Origin of the sequence: Microcoleus sp. OTE_8_concoct_300 (assembly GCF_031383065.1) — a bacterium.
Taxonomy (GTDB): Bacteria; Cyanobacteriota; Cyanobacteriia; order Cyanobacteriales; family Microcoleaceae; genus Microcoleus.
Map to the genome: position 1 here is coordinate 16,714 of NZ_JANMZH010000104.1, position 14,611 is coordinate 31,324.

Here is a 14,611-nt window from a genome sequence, read left to right on the forward strand (position 1 = left end):
CTACTTTTTAACAGCGTGACGCTTAATAATATATTCTATAGATTCTAAAGTCTTGACAATATTAGCAGCAGAGTCATATGATTTACTGATAAACTCGTCTCTTTCTTCGGAAGAGTCTCCCATTTCATCTACTAGCACTGTGAGGAAATTTATCATGAAATTCAGGCTAGTGCGAATTTCGTAAGAACCTCTAATTAGAGCTTCATCGCGAGCGCTGTCTTCGGCAAATTGCACTGAATACAATTTAGTGTACTCACCTCCTTTTGCTAGCAATTCTTTGTGGGAACCCATTTCTACTACTTGTCCGTCCTTGATCACGGCGATTTTGTTGGCTTTTTGGACTGTGGAGAGGCGATGGGCGATGACCAAGGTTGTGCGATCGCAGCTCAATTTCTCGATCGCCGCTTGCACGTATTTTTCCGAAACCGTATCCAGCGAACTCGTTGCTTCATCTAAAATTAAGATTTCCGGGTTTTGCAGCAAAGCTCTAGCAATTGAAATTCTCTGACGCTGCCCTCCCGATAATATCTGGCCCCGATCGCCAATGTGAGTATCCAACCCGTTCTCCAACCGTTCGATAAACTCGTAAGCATTCGCTCCCTTCGCCGCTTCCACAATTTCTGCCTGAGTCGCATCGGGCTTAGCGTAAGCAATATTTTCGCCCACTGAAGCATTAAACAAAAACGTATCTTGGCTAACAATACCCATCGCTTTTCTCAGACTTTTCAGCTCAAAGTCGCGCAAATCCCTGCCATCGATCGAGATCTGACCTTCAGTAGGATCGTAAAATCTCGGCAGTAAATCTGCCAAAGTTGACTTGCCAGAACCCGAAGCTCCTACCAAAGCCAAAGTAGTGCCGCGAGGTAGAAATAAATCAACTTCTTTCAGAAAAAATTTTTCGTTGTTAGGATAACTAAAAGATATTTTATTAAAATGAATTCCCGATTGCAAAGGAGTGTACGGCACAGAACCGTTCCGCATAAAGGGCTTCTTCTTGCGCCTCAAAAATTTATTAACCACCTCTACACTAGCCGATGTACTAGCAAATTGACTGCGCCCGCTATTCAACTGAGAAATTAAAGGAATTAACCTAATAAGTACCAATAAATAGGTTAATAAAATTGTAGAGAGAGACTCTATCTCATTTGCAAATATTGTGCGACCTATAAATACAATCAAAATTATAACTATTAAATTAACAACTTCGTTAATTGGGCCGATCGCCGCATAATTTACCTGAGCCTGAAAATCCGCTTCTTCTCGCCTTTGAATTAAATGCTTGAGCTGCTGATACTCTCTTTTCTCGTTCCCCGTTGACTTGACCAGCCGAATCCCAGTAAGAGTTTCCAGCACCCTAACCGAATAATCTTTCGACATTGCAGAAAGCTGGGAGCCAAAATGCTTGGAACGGTTAATAATATATTGATTTGCCCAAGCAACTAACGCCAGCAAAACTGTAGCTGTCACCGTCAGTTTCCACGAGAGAGAAAGCAGCAGACCCACAAACACCAAAACAGTCATTGAGGTAGTAAACATTGCGATCGCCGTGCTAACTGCACTAGCAGTCCGACCAATCTCTCCGCCCAATATATTAATTAAGTCCCCGACTTTAGTTTGAGAGTAAAACTCTAAATCTACTTTTAACAACAACCGCACACCTGCTTGTCGCAAATCAGAAGTCAGAGAGCGCGTCAGAGAAGTAGCTACTAAAGTATTGATATAACTCGTAACATTTTTCAAAAAAATTGCCAGCACAATCGCCCCGGTCATCAAGATTAAACGCTGATTTTCGGGCAGTCCCTCAAAGGGATGCATCAAAGTTTTAATTAGAGGTGGAGCGCCGCGCAGCTCGATAGCTTCCTCTAAAAAACTTAAAAGCACTGGTACAATTAGAGTAGTGCTGATACCGTTAAATAAAGCGCCAGAAAAGCCCAGCATCACAGTTAAGATAATTCTGCCGGGATATCGTCTGGCATATTTTAGGAGTAGCTTATTGGCAGACATAAAGCATTCCCAGCTAAACAATACGACATATCAAAATATTCTTTAACGACAGCCAGTTTTTCTTCCTCCATTGAGTCGATTTAAAATTACCTTGACATACCTGCAATTATATCTGAGAGTATCGGTGCCATTGCTTGAATGCTATATTTTTTCACACATCTTTCCCGAGCTTTCATTCCTTGCAAATTCGCGGCAGTCAAATTTTGAAATATCCATTGAATTTTTTGTGAAATTTGAGCGGGAGAACTCGGATCGACTAAATAACCAGTTCCCCCTAAAATTGCTGGAATATCCCCCACTCGCGTAGATAAAACAGGCTTAGCCATTGCCATACCATCTGTCAGCTTGAGCGGAAACTGAGCCACGGCTGTGAGAGTTTCTCGCTGAGGAACAACGACAACGTGAGCTGCCGCTACAACCGACGGCATCATCTCGACTGGAAACTTTGGCAGTTTAACAATCCAACGCCCCCATTGTTTCACAAGTTTATCATCATAATCATCATAAGGGCTTCCGCCAACGATCGCTAATTTTAAATCGGGTTCATTTAACTGTTCGAGGGCCATCAAAACATCCTCAACACCTTTGTGAGGTCGCGGCGCACCGGGAAACATTAAGATTCTATAGCCGGACAAGCCATAACGCTGTCTGCTCAATTCAGGATTGTATTTAGCAGGGTCGAACATTGCAGTATCCTTGCCATTAGGCATATATACACCACCAAAACGCTGTTTTAAAAACTCAGTATCAACGGTGACTGCATCAGCACGGTGGATTAGACTTTCCATCCACTTGAGATAGAGGGGATGATCTGGTTCTCTCAATTGACCGTTGTGTTTAAAAATATCTCGATAAAGTTGTTTGAAAGAGGGACGGTATTGCCATTCATCTCCACCGTACCAGCTCAGTTCCCAGTCGTCTATATCTAAAATTATAGAGTGGCGAGTCGCCAGTTTTTTTAGCAGCGATAAACCCAAGCTTGTAGGTTTAGGTTTGACTGCATAAATAATATCCCCATCTATTTTTTTCCAAAGTTTTTGAGCATCCATCAAAAACCCCGGATAATTTTGAGCTGGTATGGCACATACCGGGATGTCTCTGGGAGGAATAGCATACAAGTCCTTGCCAAACTGAAATCCCACTACTTCTACATCACATTTAAGCTCGATCAGGACTTGAGCTAAAAGAAAAGCACGAATTGCACCTCCTCCTGACAAATCGCTCACTACTAATGAAACTTTTACTGAGGATTTTGTTGAAAACATTTGTTTGATTTTCCTGGTTAACCGAGCTTTTGTCAAGGCGAGGGGGACTTGCGCGATCCCTGAGCAAAGAAACCGGGTTTTTAACCAGAGAAAAGGGCAGCAACGAAGTATTTTGGTAAAAACAAACCAGTGATGCACCCAGGACTGTTATTCAAGCCAGTAATACTTATTATAGGTAAATTTTTGGATAGGTTGAGGCTAATTTTTTTTGTATTGTTGCCTAAATTTTGTTGCTTTTGATGGAGATGGTTAACCAACTTTAATTATTTTAAACGCCAAGGATTGTTAAGTTGATTTGGTAAAAATATTTTAGCCGTGCGATCGACTATTCTAGTAAAGAGCGATCGCGTCACGTTCTTGGCGTACTGAGGGCGGTAAGGATAAGTGCAGTGCATTACTTTAATCGGTTTGTCGATCGCATAAATTTCCTTCCACTTATCCAAGAAGTTGTAAACAGGGGACAAAGTTGTCATTTTCGGTTTCACAGATTCAACAGCAGCCGCAAAAGCACCCTGGTCTTTTAAGAGTAGCACATTTTGATGTGCTACTACCATCTCGAAATATTTCTTAAAGTTTGTGAACAATTCCTGAGTTTTACTGCTTTTCGTAAAAGCGATAAATCCGCCATTGTATTGAATGCTATTTTCATTTAGCGGCAACCCGACAGACTGCAAAGTGGACAGAATATCCTGTTTGACTCTTAATAAATTTGCAGCTTTAGCAATCGCAGGCTGCACATCTTCCGTCACCAACAAATCCACCCCGTCAAGAAAATCAAAAACCTCATCTATTGGCGACAGCAAACAAATATCACAATCCATATAAATAGTTTTCTCAAACAGAGATTCCCCGTACAAAGCCAGCTTAGCTAGCCGCGACGCTAAAACAGGATTTTCGTGAGACGGTGCAGGTTTCAATATGACATTTCCGAACACCTGAAGTAAAGGGTATAAAATTTGAGGAACTCTATCTATTAAAACAATAATGGGTTCGCGGTGAAACTTCCTGACAGAAGCCAGAAAATGAACGCAATCCTGGAAAGAGTAAAGACCAGTTAAAATAGTGATAAATCCCTTAACTGCTAATTTATTTGAATTCATTAATTTACTTATTGATTTACTTATTTACCGAGCGTGTGTCCACTCCCAAAAGCTCTCACTCCAGTCATCTCGAGCGTGAAAAACTCCTTGCCATTCATAAAAATGTACAAAATCTTTTAGGTTAATTGTTTTATGGACATTTGCGATCATGTAAAGAGGTTTATCTCCATAAAAAGAAGCCCACATAGTATAACTGCTAGGCGGCCCGACAACATAGTCGCACTCAGCCAAAGCATACATATCTTCTATTAAATGACCGCTGCCAAATCCACAGTTAAAATTATCAAATAAACTCGAATTTTGCGGAAGAATATTAGAACAAATCAAAAACTTTATTTTTTTCCCTTCAAATAGCCTTACCACCGAATTCATGACTTCTAAATATTGCTCTGTTGTGTAAAAGTATCTCCCGTTTTGATGCTGAGCATAATCCCCTTGACGAATGTGAATTCCGACGAGCATATCAGAGTTATTTTTTAAATTAAATATCAAACGATCTACATTGATTCTATATCGCTCTAATGGTGCCAAGTATGCTCTAATCTGGTCGGCGTACTTGTGTAACTTGGGGACATCTTCTACAAACCAGCCATCTCGAAATAGCCAGCCTTGAAAACAAACTATTGAACCTTGCTTGATTTGTTCAATATCCTGATATTTTAGCCAACTAAAAGGTTCTTTTCGGGTTATTTCTTGCGTTTTTAATATTTTTTTGTTGCTTAAATATTTAATAAAATTATAATATTTGCTTCTGACAAAATTGTTACCTGCTGCGGTAAAATATGGAGGAGGATAACAACACAAAAAATCACCAGCGGTTCCCACAAAGAATTCTGCATATTCGTCAAAAGCAGGATTGAGAACAGTCAAATTATGCTCGATCGCCCAAGCAATGAAATTAGCAAAAAGCAGCAGTCGGTTGCCGAGTTGTCCCGATTTAGCAGATATTATTAGCATATTGTATTTTTGGGGCGGGCGGGACGCCCACCCCACAATAATTCAATCAAACTTTGCTGTAATGGTAAGGTGGGCAATGCCCACCCTACATACTAAGAGTTGTGGCGTTTTTGGTGCCACTGCCAAGCATGGGAGATAATGTTCTTAATGTCGGGATATTCGGGAGACCAACCCAAGGTTTTGATGGCTTTCTCGCTGCTGCCAACCAAAGCAGGCGGGTCTCCAGGACGGCGATCGCACTCAACAGCCTTAATCTCTTTTCCCGTCACTTGGCGAGCCGTTTCTATCACCTCTTTCACCGAAAACCCGCCGCCGTTGCCCAAATTAAAGAAATCAGATTTGCCACCATTGAGCAAATATTTTAATCCCAAAATGTGAGCCGATGCCAAATCGTTAACGTGAATGTAATCCCGAATGCAAGTACCGTCAGGAGTATCGTAATCCGTGCCAAAAATCGAGATAGAATCTCGTTTACCCAAAGCAGCGAACAACACCAGCGGGATCAGGTGAGTTTCTGGATTGTGATCCTCTCCTATTAACCCGTTCGGATCGGCTCCAGCCGCGTTAAAATAGCGGAAACAAACAGACTTGAAATTGTACGCAGCGTCAAAATCCGACAAAATCCGTTCTACCATTAACTTAGTAGCACCGTAGGGATTAATCGGGTTTTGTGGGTGGTCTTCTGTGAGCGGAATTTTCTGCGGTACGCCGTAAGTCGCGCAAGTAGAAGAAAAAACCAATTTATTCACCCCAGCACCAATCATTGCTTCCAAAAGGGTAATAGTGCCGATGACATTGTTGCGGTAATATTTAGCTGGGTCGGTAACAGATTCGCCCACGTAAGCGTATGCAGAAAAGTGCATTACCGCATCAATTTTGTGCTTAGCGAACAGGTTGTCGAGAAGAGTGCGATCGCTCGTATCGCCAACTACCAACTCGACCTGCAAAGCCTGATCTACTATATCTCGGTGACCGTAAACTAAATTATCCAAAATCACCACACCGTAACCGGCGTTTTTCAGTGCTAATACCGCGTGAGAACCTATATATCCAGCTCCACCCGTCACCAAAATAGTTTCTTTTTCTGCACTCATTTTCTTCTGCCTGTTTTTATAGCTGGGATTGCCAAGAGCCTTGTTAATTTGAGACTTCCACATCTGACGCTTTCACACTCCGCGTGAGCCGGAGAATTCAAGCGAAATATATAGGCTTTGCTGTGCCCGACGGGACGCTCGCACTCCTAAAAAACGCTTTTTACACTCCAGACAGATGCTGAGGGAGCAAGTCTTTCTGTTCAATCGATAAACTTGAGGCGACCAATTTGGATATAATCAAATATCCGATTGATTTGATGTCGATCCTCTTCTGAAATTTTATCATCTGAGAGGAGAGCAGAAGTCAAAAATAAATGTTCCCGGCGAGTGATATTGCCAGACGCTACAATCCGATCGACCATTTGAGAAATTGTTAAGTTCGATTTGTGGTGAGATGTTCGCATTTATTCGATCGCTTTTATGTCACAATAGGTAAATTAGATTGCCGTTCTTGACCAAAAAAAAATGATGCGTACCCGACTGCAAATCAATTTGCTCAACAGCAAAAATAACGTATCAGAGTTTTACTTCCAAAGATAGATGTGCGCACTTGATAATTCGGCATTCAGTCTTCCGATAGCGTTCAGACTAATTTAATTATATAATATTTTTCCTAGAGAGGCAGTTTTCTATGCAGGTTTATCGGCTTCCGGTACTGTCGGACAATTACATTTTCTTGCTGCACGACCCCGATCGCCGCACAGCAGCCGTTGTCGATCCAGCGCAAGCAGAGCCGGTCTTGGAGCAACTGATCTCGCTCGGAGCCGAATTAACCGCAATTTTCAATACGCACCACCACAGCGACCACGTAGGCGGCAACCAGCAACTGATCGATCGCTTTCCCCAAATTAAAGTTTACGGCGGCGCCCAAGACCGAGGCAGAATACCCGGACAGCAAGTGTTTTTACAAGCGGGCGATCACGTTGAATTTGCTGGCAGAAGCGCCGAAATCTTCTTCGTACCCGGCCACACAAAAGCTCACATTGCCTACTATTTCCCCCCCAGCAACCCAGGGGAAACCGGCGAGTTGTTCTGCGGCGACACTTTATTTGCTGGAGGCTGCGGCAGACTATTTGAAGGCACTCCCGCCCAAATGTTAGCCTCCCTCGGGCAACTGCGAAACTTGCCCGACAATACAAGAGTTTGGTGCGCCCACGAATACACCCTGAAAAACTTGCAATTTGCCATCAGCGTAGATGGCGACAATTCCGATCTGCAGCAGCGCTTGGACTCCGTCAAGGAAGCGCGCAGTCGATCGCAACCTACAATACCATCATCGATCGGCCTCGAAAAAAGCACAAACCCATTTTTGCGCTGGGATTTTCCCAACCTCCAATCAGCCACCAACACCCACGATCCAGTGCAAACCTTCGCTCGATTGCGCGGCATGAAAGATCGGTTTTGACCTTAACGTTTTTTTCTCTTCAGGTAACTCTTAAACTTGAGTATCGGTTCCCTCAACCACTCGTCAATTCTTCTGGATTTTATCTTAAATCTCGACATCCCCTTAAGCTTATTTGGAATTTTTTCCACTTCGTCCTTAAACGGTGTCTGAGACAACATATCGAGCCATAATTGATTGGGGGCGGAGCTTTCCCACGGTTTCGGTCTCGCCATAAAGTGCATCACTTGAGTTGACATATCTTTAGTATTGGGGTTGTTCCATATTAGCTCTAATTGCTTCCACCTTCCTGCTAAAAATGAATTTAATGTACCCTGATCGTGATCGACCCAAAGGTTTGATTGAGCGTTTTTCATCAACTTTTCGGACAGTTGATCTTCCTCCCAAAGCTTCATGTTGTAAACTAAAACGCCACTATTTAAATAAGGGTTTCGATCTTGAGAATTGTTCGGATTTCCAAACTGGTCGGGTGCGGCTGCTATCGGCATTGTTTGAAGATCTAGGTTCCACAGCGGCTCTAAACTTCCCAGAACGATCACGTCGCTGTCGAGCCAAATCAGCCTTTCTGTTTCCTTGGTATATTTTCGCGGCTCCAATTTAACGTAAGGAAGTTTAGAACCTGCCATCGAAAGAAGTTGGTCGTATTTAGATTGCAAGTCTTGCCATTCAATCTTGTATTTGCAGCAATTCTGTAACTGTTTTTTTTGCTGTGGATTTATGTCTGTAGATACAATGCTAATTTTTACCTGCTCCTGTCCAGATTTACTAGCATTCAGATCTATAGACTTAAGAAGTGCTGCTAACCCCAGAATATAGTTGCGATCGCCGGCGGTGAATATGTGCATAGAATTAAGTTGGTGAAATTAACAAAGGTAAAATGCGCGCGGTCAAACTTGACACAAACGTCGGCACGGCAGGAAGCAGGCGGCCCTGTATAGGGTAAATACGATCGCCCGTTTAACGTTGAGACGAACATAACCTTGCCTAAATTTACGATCTGGTTTACACAAAGAAACCGGGTTTTTAAGTAGGCAGGCGCAAATAAAGTTTACAATGTAACAGAATGTAAGGCGGGCGTAACAAGAGCGATTGCTTCGTTTCACTCGCTGCAAGAGAGGGCTTATGTATTTTCAAGCTTAATCCACTTATTTACCTGTGCGCAAGTTTTATCTGTTCGCGCCCTAAAACCACCAACAGCCGTCGGTAAGATCCAGCAACGCGGAAAACTGATGAGACTGACTGACCTCGCATTTCAAACAGCCAGAAATTGGCCCGTCGCCTGTGCTAAATCTCGCAAGTGGTTAAGACGTGGAACTCTACCATAAAATAAACTGTCCCGAGCTTGACTTCCCAGTAGGACGATCGACATCCCTCTTAGGTTAGATTGTCACCCTGATTAAATCCAAAGTTCCTCTGGTTATTTCCCTATTATAGATGAGCGCGATTGGCTTTGCCAAAAGTAAAACGAGCGTTGTTAGAAACCGATGCAAAATCCACGCAATACTGAACTCCAACCCAAAATCGACCCCTCTGTTTCAACGGATTCTAACAAACCGCTCTACCCAGGCGCGCTTTTGCCAACAGATGTAGGGATGCTTCTGCAATTAGCAGATGGTAGCATTCAGGGGTGCAATTCTCACGCCCAGGAGCTGTTGGGGATGACAGCACAACAGATGCAGGGCTGCACTTCAATAAATAGTCTGTGGCATACTGTGCATGAAGATGGCTCGGATTTTCCTGGCGAGACGCATCCGGCGATGGTGGCGCTGCAAACCGGGCAACCATGCTCAAATGTCATCATGGGCTTTTATCAGCAACAGGGAGAATTGATTTGGTTGACGCTCAATTCTCAACCTTTATTTCAGGGAGATCGATCGACTCCCTATGCGGTAGTAACAACCTTCACGGAGTTCGCTCAACAAAAGCCCGAACCAGTTTGTAACGCGCCCGCGCCACAACTGTCAGACACCCTCGAAAGTATTTCGGACGGGTTCTTTGCTTTGGATCGAGACTGGCGATTTACCTACCTCAATTCGCAAGCGGCGCGGTGGCTGAATCGAGCATCGAAAGATTTGATTGGCAACTGCGTTTGGGAAGAGTTTCCCGAATCAGTGGGCAGTTTGTTTGAGTTCACATCTTGCACCATTCTCAAGAACGGGCAAGATGCCCGTTCCACAAAAGATGAATTTTCTTGTGGAACAGGCATCTTGCCTGTTCGGGAACAAGTTACGGTTAGTTTTGAATCTTTTTATCCGCCGCTCAATGCTTGGTATGCGGTACGAGCCTATCCGATCCCATCGGGACTAGCCGTTTATTTTCAAGATGTGACCGAGCAGAAGGCGGCTCGGGCTGTTTTTATTCAACAAGCGCAAACGGCACACCAACAACTAGCAGAAATCGAGGCGATTTATGCTAGTGCGCCGATCGGACTTTGCTTTATCGATACCGAGTTGCGGTTTGTCCGCCTCAACGATCGGCTAGCAGAAATTAACGGAGTTCCAGCCGCCGCCCACATCGGCAAAACATTGCGCGAAATCTTACCAGAAATGGCAGATGATTTAGAGCCTCTTTACCAACAAGTTATTGAAACTAAAGTTCCCCTCCAACAGCTCGAAGTTCGCAGGACGAACTCAGCACAGCCGGGAGTGGAACAGGATTGGCTGTTGAGTCTCTATCCGCTCAGGGCCGAGGACGATCGCGTGTTGGGCGTGAATGTGACGGTGCAGGAAATTACCGATCGCAAAGCTACCCAAAAAGAAATTCAACGGCTCAACCAGGAACTAGAGCGACAAGTTAATGAACTGCAATCGATACTTGATGCTGTACCCGTTGGCATTACGATCGCCCGCGACCCCCAGTGTAAAGTAATTCGCGCTAACCGATTTGCCCAGGCGATGTTGATAGTGCCGCCCGATACCAATGTTTCTGGAACCGGAGAGCAAGCCTGGGCCCTTCCGTTTAGACGATTCCGCAACGGAGAAGAAATTCCGGGAGAACAACTGCCGATGCAACTGGCCGTGGCGAACGGCGTCGAAGTGCGAGATGTGGAAATTCAAATGGTGCGATCGGACGGGGTAGCCTTTGATTGGTTGGTGAATGCGGTGCCGTTATTTGACGAGCAGGGCGCAGTTCGCGGCTCTGTGGCAGCGTTTATGGATATTAGCGATCGCAAACAAGCTCTTGCTGCTTTGCACCGCTCCCAGGAACGCTATCGCACTTTGTTTGATTGCCTAGACGAAGGCTTTTGCATCATCGAAATGCTGTTTGACGACAACGACAAGCCGATCGATTACCGCTTTTTGGAAGTCAATCCGGCTTTCTTGAAACAAACCGGACTCGAACAAGCTGCAGGTAAAACGATGCGACAGCTCGTTCCAGATCACGAAAATTATTGGTTTGAGGTGTACGGCAAAGTCGCGCTCACGGGGGAGTCCTTGCGCTTCGAGCACGGCTCGGAAGTCATGAACCGCTGGTTCGAGGTTTTGGCGTTCCGCACTCCTGAGCCGCAAAGCCGACAAGTCGCCTTACTTTTCAAAGAAATCACCGATCGCAAACAATCGGAGAATCTGCTGCGGCAACAGGAAGAGCAACTGCGGCTGTTCGTCAAACATTCGCCTGCGGGGGTGGCGATGTTTGACCGCCAGATGCGGTATATGCTGGTGAGCGACCGCTGGCTGGCAAGTTACGGACTCGGCACTCAAAACATTGTGGGCCGATCGCACTACGACATCTTTCCGGATTTGCCCGATCGTTTCAAACAAATCCACCAGCGCTGTCTGGCGGGAGCAGTCGAAATCTGCCCTGAAGATCGGGTTCCCCGCCCTGAGGGCTGCGTCGACTGGGTGCGCTGGGAAATTCATCCTTGGCGAACCAACACCAATGAGATTGGCGGCATCATGATTTTTTGCGAAATCATCACCGAGCGCAAAAACGCTGAACTCGCGGCGGGCGCGGCTTCCCAGCAAGTCAGCAATATTATAGAAAGTATTACCGATGCCTTTATGGCGCTCGATTCACAATGGCGCTATACCTACGTTAATGCCACAGCAGAAAAACTGCTTTCTCGATCGAGAGCCGACTTGTTAGGTCGATCGATCTGGGAGGTATTCCCCGCCGAGAAAGAATCAAATTCAAGGTCATATCAAGAATTTCATCGAGTCGTTAACGAGCAAGTTTCTGTCAAGTTTGAAGAGTTCTCGCCGTCGCTCCAGATGTATATAGAAGTAAGCGCCTATCCTGCGGCCGAAGGACTTACGGCTTATTGGGGCGATATTAGCGATCGCAAACGCACTGAAGAAGAACTGCGGCAAAAGAATGCGATTTTGAACCTGATTAACGAGTCAGCGCCCACGCCAATTTTTGTCAAAGATCGAGAAGGACGGATTATTTATGCAAATCCAGCCACGCTGGACGTACTGGGAAAACCTGCAGCTGAAGTAATTGGCCGGCGCGATCGCGATTTATACCCAATAGCAGAACTTGGAGCCACAGTCACGGAAAACGATCGGCGCATTATGGAATCTGGAGAAACAGAAGTCGTCGAAGAATCTCCCGATGGCATTCGGACATTTGTGGCAATGAAAGCTCCCTACCGCAATCAGGCGGGAGAAGTCATCGGCCTGATTGGCATCTCCAGCGACATCACAAATCGCAAACGAGCAGAAGTCGCCCGGGAAGAACAAACTAAGTTACTGCAAGTAATCATTGACAGCATTGGTGATGGCTTGATTTTGGCCAACCAACAAGGGGAGTTTGTGCTGTTTAACAGAGCCGCCGTGCGGATATTCGGTCAGCTATCGAATGAAAAATCTTGTGAGGAATGGTCGAGCACTTACGGGCTATTTTTGCCAGACAAAAACACTCTCTTCCCCGACGCTGAACTACCTCTAGCCAGAGCAATCAAAGGTGAATATGTCAATGATGTAGAGGTATTTGTCCGCCGCGAAGATTCCGAAGATCGCTGGATCAGTATCAGCGGTTATCCGGTAGTTGATGCTAGCAGTGAAATCAAAGGCGGAGTGATTGTCTGTCGGGATATCACAGAACGCAAACAAGCAGAAGCAGCGATGCAAGAAAGCGAAGAACGATTCCGCAATATGGCTAACAACGCTCCCTTTATGGTATGGGTAACAAACTCCACAGGCTATTGCACTTTCTTGAGCGAAAGCTGGTATGACTTCACAGGTCAAACTGAGGAAACAGGTTTGGGATTGGGTTGGGTAAACGCGGCGCATCCAGAAGACCGAGAACAGGCCAAAAATGCGTTCTTGACCGCCAACGAACGCCAGGAACCGTACCGCGTAGAATTTCGCCTCCGGCGCCAGGATGGCGGATATTCTTGGGTGATCGATGCGGCTGCTCCCAGATTTACCGAAAGGGGACAATTTGAGGGTTATATCGGCTCTGTTATCGACATTACAGAGCGCAAACAAGTCGAAACCGAGCGCGATATGGTTCTCCAATTAGAACAAACTGCCCGCGCGGAAGCCGAGCGAGCTAACCGCATTAAAGACGAGTTTCTGGCGGTGCTTTCTCATGAGTTGCGATCGCCTCTGAATCCGATTTTAGGCTGGTCGCAACTGCTCGTCGGCGGCAAGCTGAACAGGCCTCAAACTGCTAAGGCTTTTGAGACGATCGAGCGCAACGCCAGGCTGCAATCTCAATTAATCGAAGACTTGCTTGACGTGTCTCGGATTCTGCAAGGGAAACTCAGATTGAATGTCGCTCCGGTGAATCTGGCAACTATTATCCCGTCTGCGGTGGAAACCGTGCAATTAGCAGCCCAAGCAAAAAAAATTCAAATTAAAACAATTTTAAGTCCCGATGTCGGGCAAGTTGTCGGCGATACAAGTCGCTTGCAGCAAATTGTCTGGAATTTGCTGTCAAACGCGGTGAAATTTACGCCCGAAGGCGGTCAAGTTGAAGTTCGATTAGGCAAAATCGAACACCAAGCTCAAATTCAAGTCATAGACACTGGTAAAGGCATTCTTCCCAATTTCTTGCCTTATGTTTTTGACCATTTCCGACAAGAAGATGGCGCCACAACTCGCAAATTTGGCGGCTTGGGATTGGGATTGGCGATCGTCCGCCAACTGATCGAACTTCACGGCGGAACGGTGTTTGCAGAAAGCGCAGGAGTTGGTCAAGGAGCGACGTTTACGGTGAGATTACCGCTATTAAATGATGATTCTAGAAGGCAGGAGGAGGAAGAACGTCATGGGGGTGCTAGTCCCGATCTCTCATCCTTGCCACTAGCTGGATTGAGAATTTTGGTGGTAGATGATGAACTCGACTCGCGAGATTTTGTCGCTTTTGTGCTTGAGGAAGCGGGTGCAGAGGTGATTTCGCTGTCATCTGCTGCTGAGGCGCTAGAGTCGATCGAACAAACTGCACCGGATTTGCTCGTCAGCGACATCGGAATGCCCCAGATGGACGGATATATGTTGATAAATCGTATCCGCACTCAGCTTGCGCCTGAGTATCGGCAGTTGTTGGCGATCGCCTTAACGGCCTATGCTGGAGAAGCGAACGAGCGCCAAGTTTTGCAAGCAGGATTTCAAAAACACTTAGCCAAGCCGATCGATCCGACCCAGTTAGTTGCTACTGTAGCGCGATCGATCGTCGCCCAGCGCCTTGAAAATAAAGCCTGAGCGATCGGTAAGACATTGCACTGTAGTTGATTTGGCTCATTACAGCACCCCTGTTTGGCGTAATTTCAAACTGAATTTGCCCGTTAAAAATATTATCCCTGTTTCTTCCCTCGAACCTGGAATCTCGAACCTCGAATCT

The 14,611-nt window shown here is 45.5% G+C and carries 9 protein-coding genes; 2 read left to right on the forward strand and 7 right to left on the reverse strand.

All coding sequences use genetic code 11. The features are described 5' to 3' along the window. The 6 genes from ACUVJL_RS04765 to ACUVJL_RS04790 all read right to left on the reverse strand — a co-directional run bounded on the left by ACUVJL_RS04765 (position 1) and on the right by ACUVJL_RS04790 (position 6,824). Positions 1-2,004, reverse strand: a complete 2,004-nt coding sequence (locus ACUVJL_RS04765) for an ABC transporter ATP-binding protein (protein WP_445244799.1) — start codon at positions 2,002-2,004, stop codon at positions 1-3. An 86-nt stretch (positions 2,005-2,090) separates the two neighbouring features. Then, positions 2,091-3,269 (reverse strand): glycosyltransferase family 4 protein, encoded by a 1,179-nt coding sequence (locus tag ACUVJL_RS04770; RefSeq protein ID WP_445244800.1) that lies wholly within the window; start codon positions 3,267-3,269, stop codon positions 2,091-2,093. Between the two features lie 263 nt (positions 3,270-3,532). Further along, positions 3,533-4,369, reverse strand: a complete 837-nt coding sequence (locus tag ACUVJL_RS04775; RefSeq protein WP_445244801.1) for a hypothetical protein — start codon at positions 4,367-4,369, stop codon at positions 3,533-3,535. Positions 4,370-4,393: 24 nt separating this feature from the next. Next, on the reverse strand, positions 4,394-5,326 hold the full coding sequence (locus ACUVJL_RS04780; protein ID WP_445244802.1) for an alpha-1,2-fucosyltransferase: 933 nt from the start codon (positions 5,324-5,326) through the stop codon (positions 4,394-4,396). Positions 5,327-5,418: 92 nt separating this feature from the next. After that, positions 5,419-6,420 carry a UDP-glucose 4-epimerase GalE gene (gene galE / locus ACUVJL_RS04785; protein WP_445244803.1) on the reverse strand — a complete coding sequence of 334 codons (1,002 nt, stop codon included), beginning with the start codon at positions 6,418-6,420 and terminating at the stop codon, positions 5,419-5,421. A gap of 200 nt (positions 6,421-6,620) precedes the next feature. Beyond that, positions 6,621-6,824 (reverse strand): hypothetical protein, encoded by a 204-nt coding sequence (locus ACUVJL_RS04790; RefSeq protein ID WP_445244804.1) that lies wholly within the window; start codon positions 6,822-6,824, stop codon positions 6,621-6,623. A gap of 227 nt (positions 6,825-7,051) precedes the next feature. Here ACUVJL_RS04790 and gloB point away from each other — a divergent pair, with 227 nt between their 5' ends. Beyond that, positions 7,052-7,825: a hydroxyacylglutathione hydrolase gene (gene gloB / locus ACUVJL_RS04795; RefSeq protein ID WP_445244805.1), complete on the forward strand. Its 774-nt coding sequence runs from the start codon at positions 7,052-7,054 to the stop codon at positions 7,823-7,825. Positions 7,826-7,827: 2 nt separating this feature from the next. On the opposite strand, the gene ACUVJL_RS04800 is transcribed toward gloB, so the two are convergent. After that, the gene (locus ACUVJL_RS04800; RefSeq protein ID WP_445244806.1) at positions 7,828-8,667 is read right to left on the reverse strand and encodes a glycosyltransferase family 8 protein; all 840 of its coding nucleotides are present in this window, start codon (positions 8,665-8,667) and stop codon (positions 7,828-7,830) included. Positions 8,668-9,306: 639 nt separating this feature from the next. Between ACUVJL_RS04800 and ACUVJL_RS04805 the strand changes: the two genes are divergently transcribed. Continuing rightward, entirely contained in the window at positions 9,307-14,472 is a 5,166-nt protein-coding gene (locus ACUVJL_RS04805) for a PAS domain S-box protein (protein ID WP_445244807.1), read from the forward strand. Positions 14,473-14,611: the final 139 nt, after the last annotated feature.

What these genes read in the sequence shown, in the direction of transcription:
- ACUVJL_RS04770 (WP_445244800.1), bottom strand. Translation starts at nt 3,269, where the DNA reads ATGTTTTCAACAAAATCCTCAGTAAAAGTTTCATTAGTAGTGAGCGAT.
- galE (WP_445244803.1), bottom strand. Translation starts at nt 6,420, where the DNA reads ATGAGTGCAGAAAAAGAAACTATTTTGGTGACGGGTGGAGCTGGATAT.
- ACUVJL_RS04765 (WP_445244799.1), bottom strand. Translation starts at nt 2,004, where the DNA reads ATGTCTGCCAATAAGCTACTCCTAAAATATGCCAGACGATATCCCGGC.
- ACUVJL_RS04800 (WP_445244806.1), bottom strand. Translation starts at nt 8,667, where the DNA reads ATGCACATATTCACCGCCGGCGATCGCAACTATATTCTGGGGTTAGCA.
- ACUVJL_RS04780 (WP_445244802.1), bottom strand. Translation starts at nt 5,326, where the DNA reads ATGCTAATAATATCTGCTAAATCGGGACAACTCGGCAACCGACTGCTG.
- ACUVJL_RS04790 (WP_445244804.1), bottom strand. Translation starts at nt 6,824, where the DNA reads ATGCGAACATCTCACCACAAATCGAACTTAACAATTTCTCAAATGGTC.
- ACUVJL_RS04805 (WP_445244807.1), top strand. Translation starts at nt 9,307, where the DNA reads ATGCAAAATCCACGCAATACTGAACTCCAACCCAAAATCGACCCCTCT.
- ACUVJL_RS04775 (WP_445244801.1), bottom strand. Translation starts at nt 4,369, where the DNA reads ATGAATTCAAATAAATTAGCAGTTAAGGGATTTATCACTATTTTAACT.
- gloB (WP_445244805.1), top strand. Translation starts at nt 7,052, where the DNA reads ATGCAGGTTTATCGGCTTCCGGTACTGTCGGACAATTACATTTTCTTG.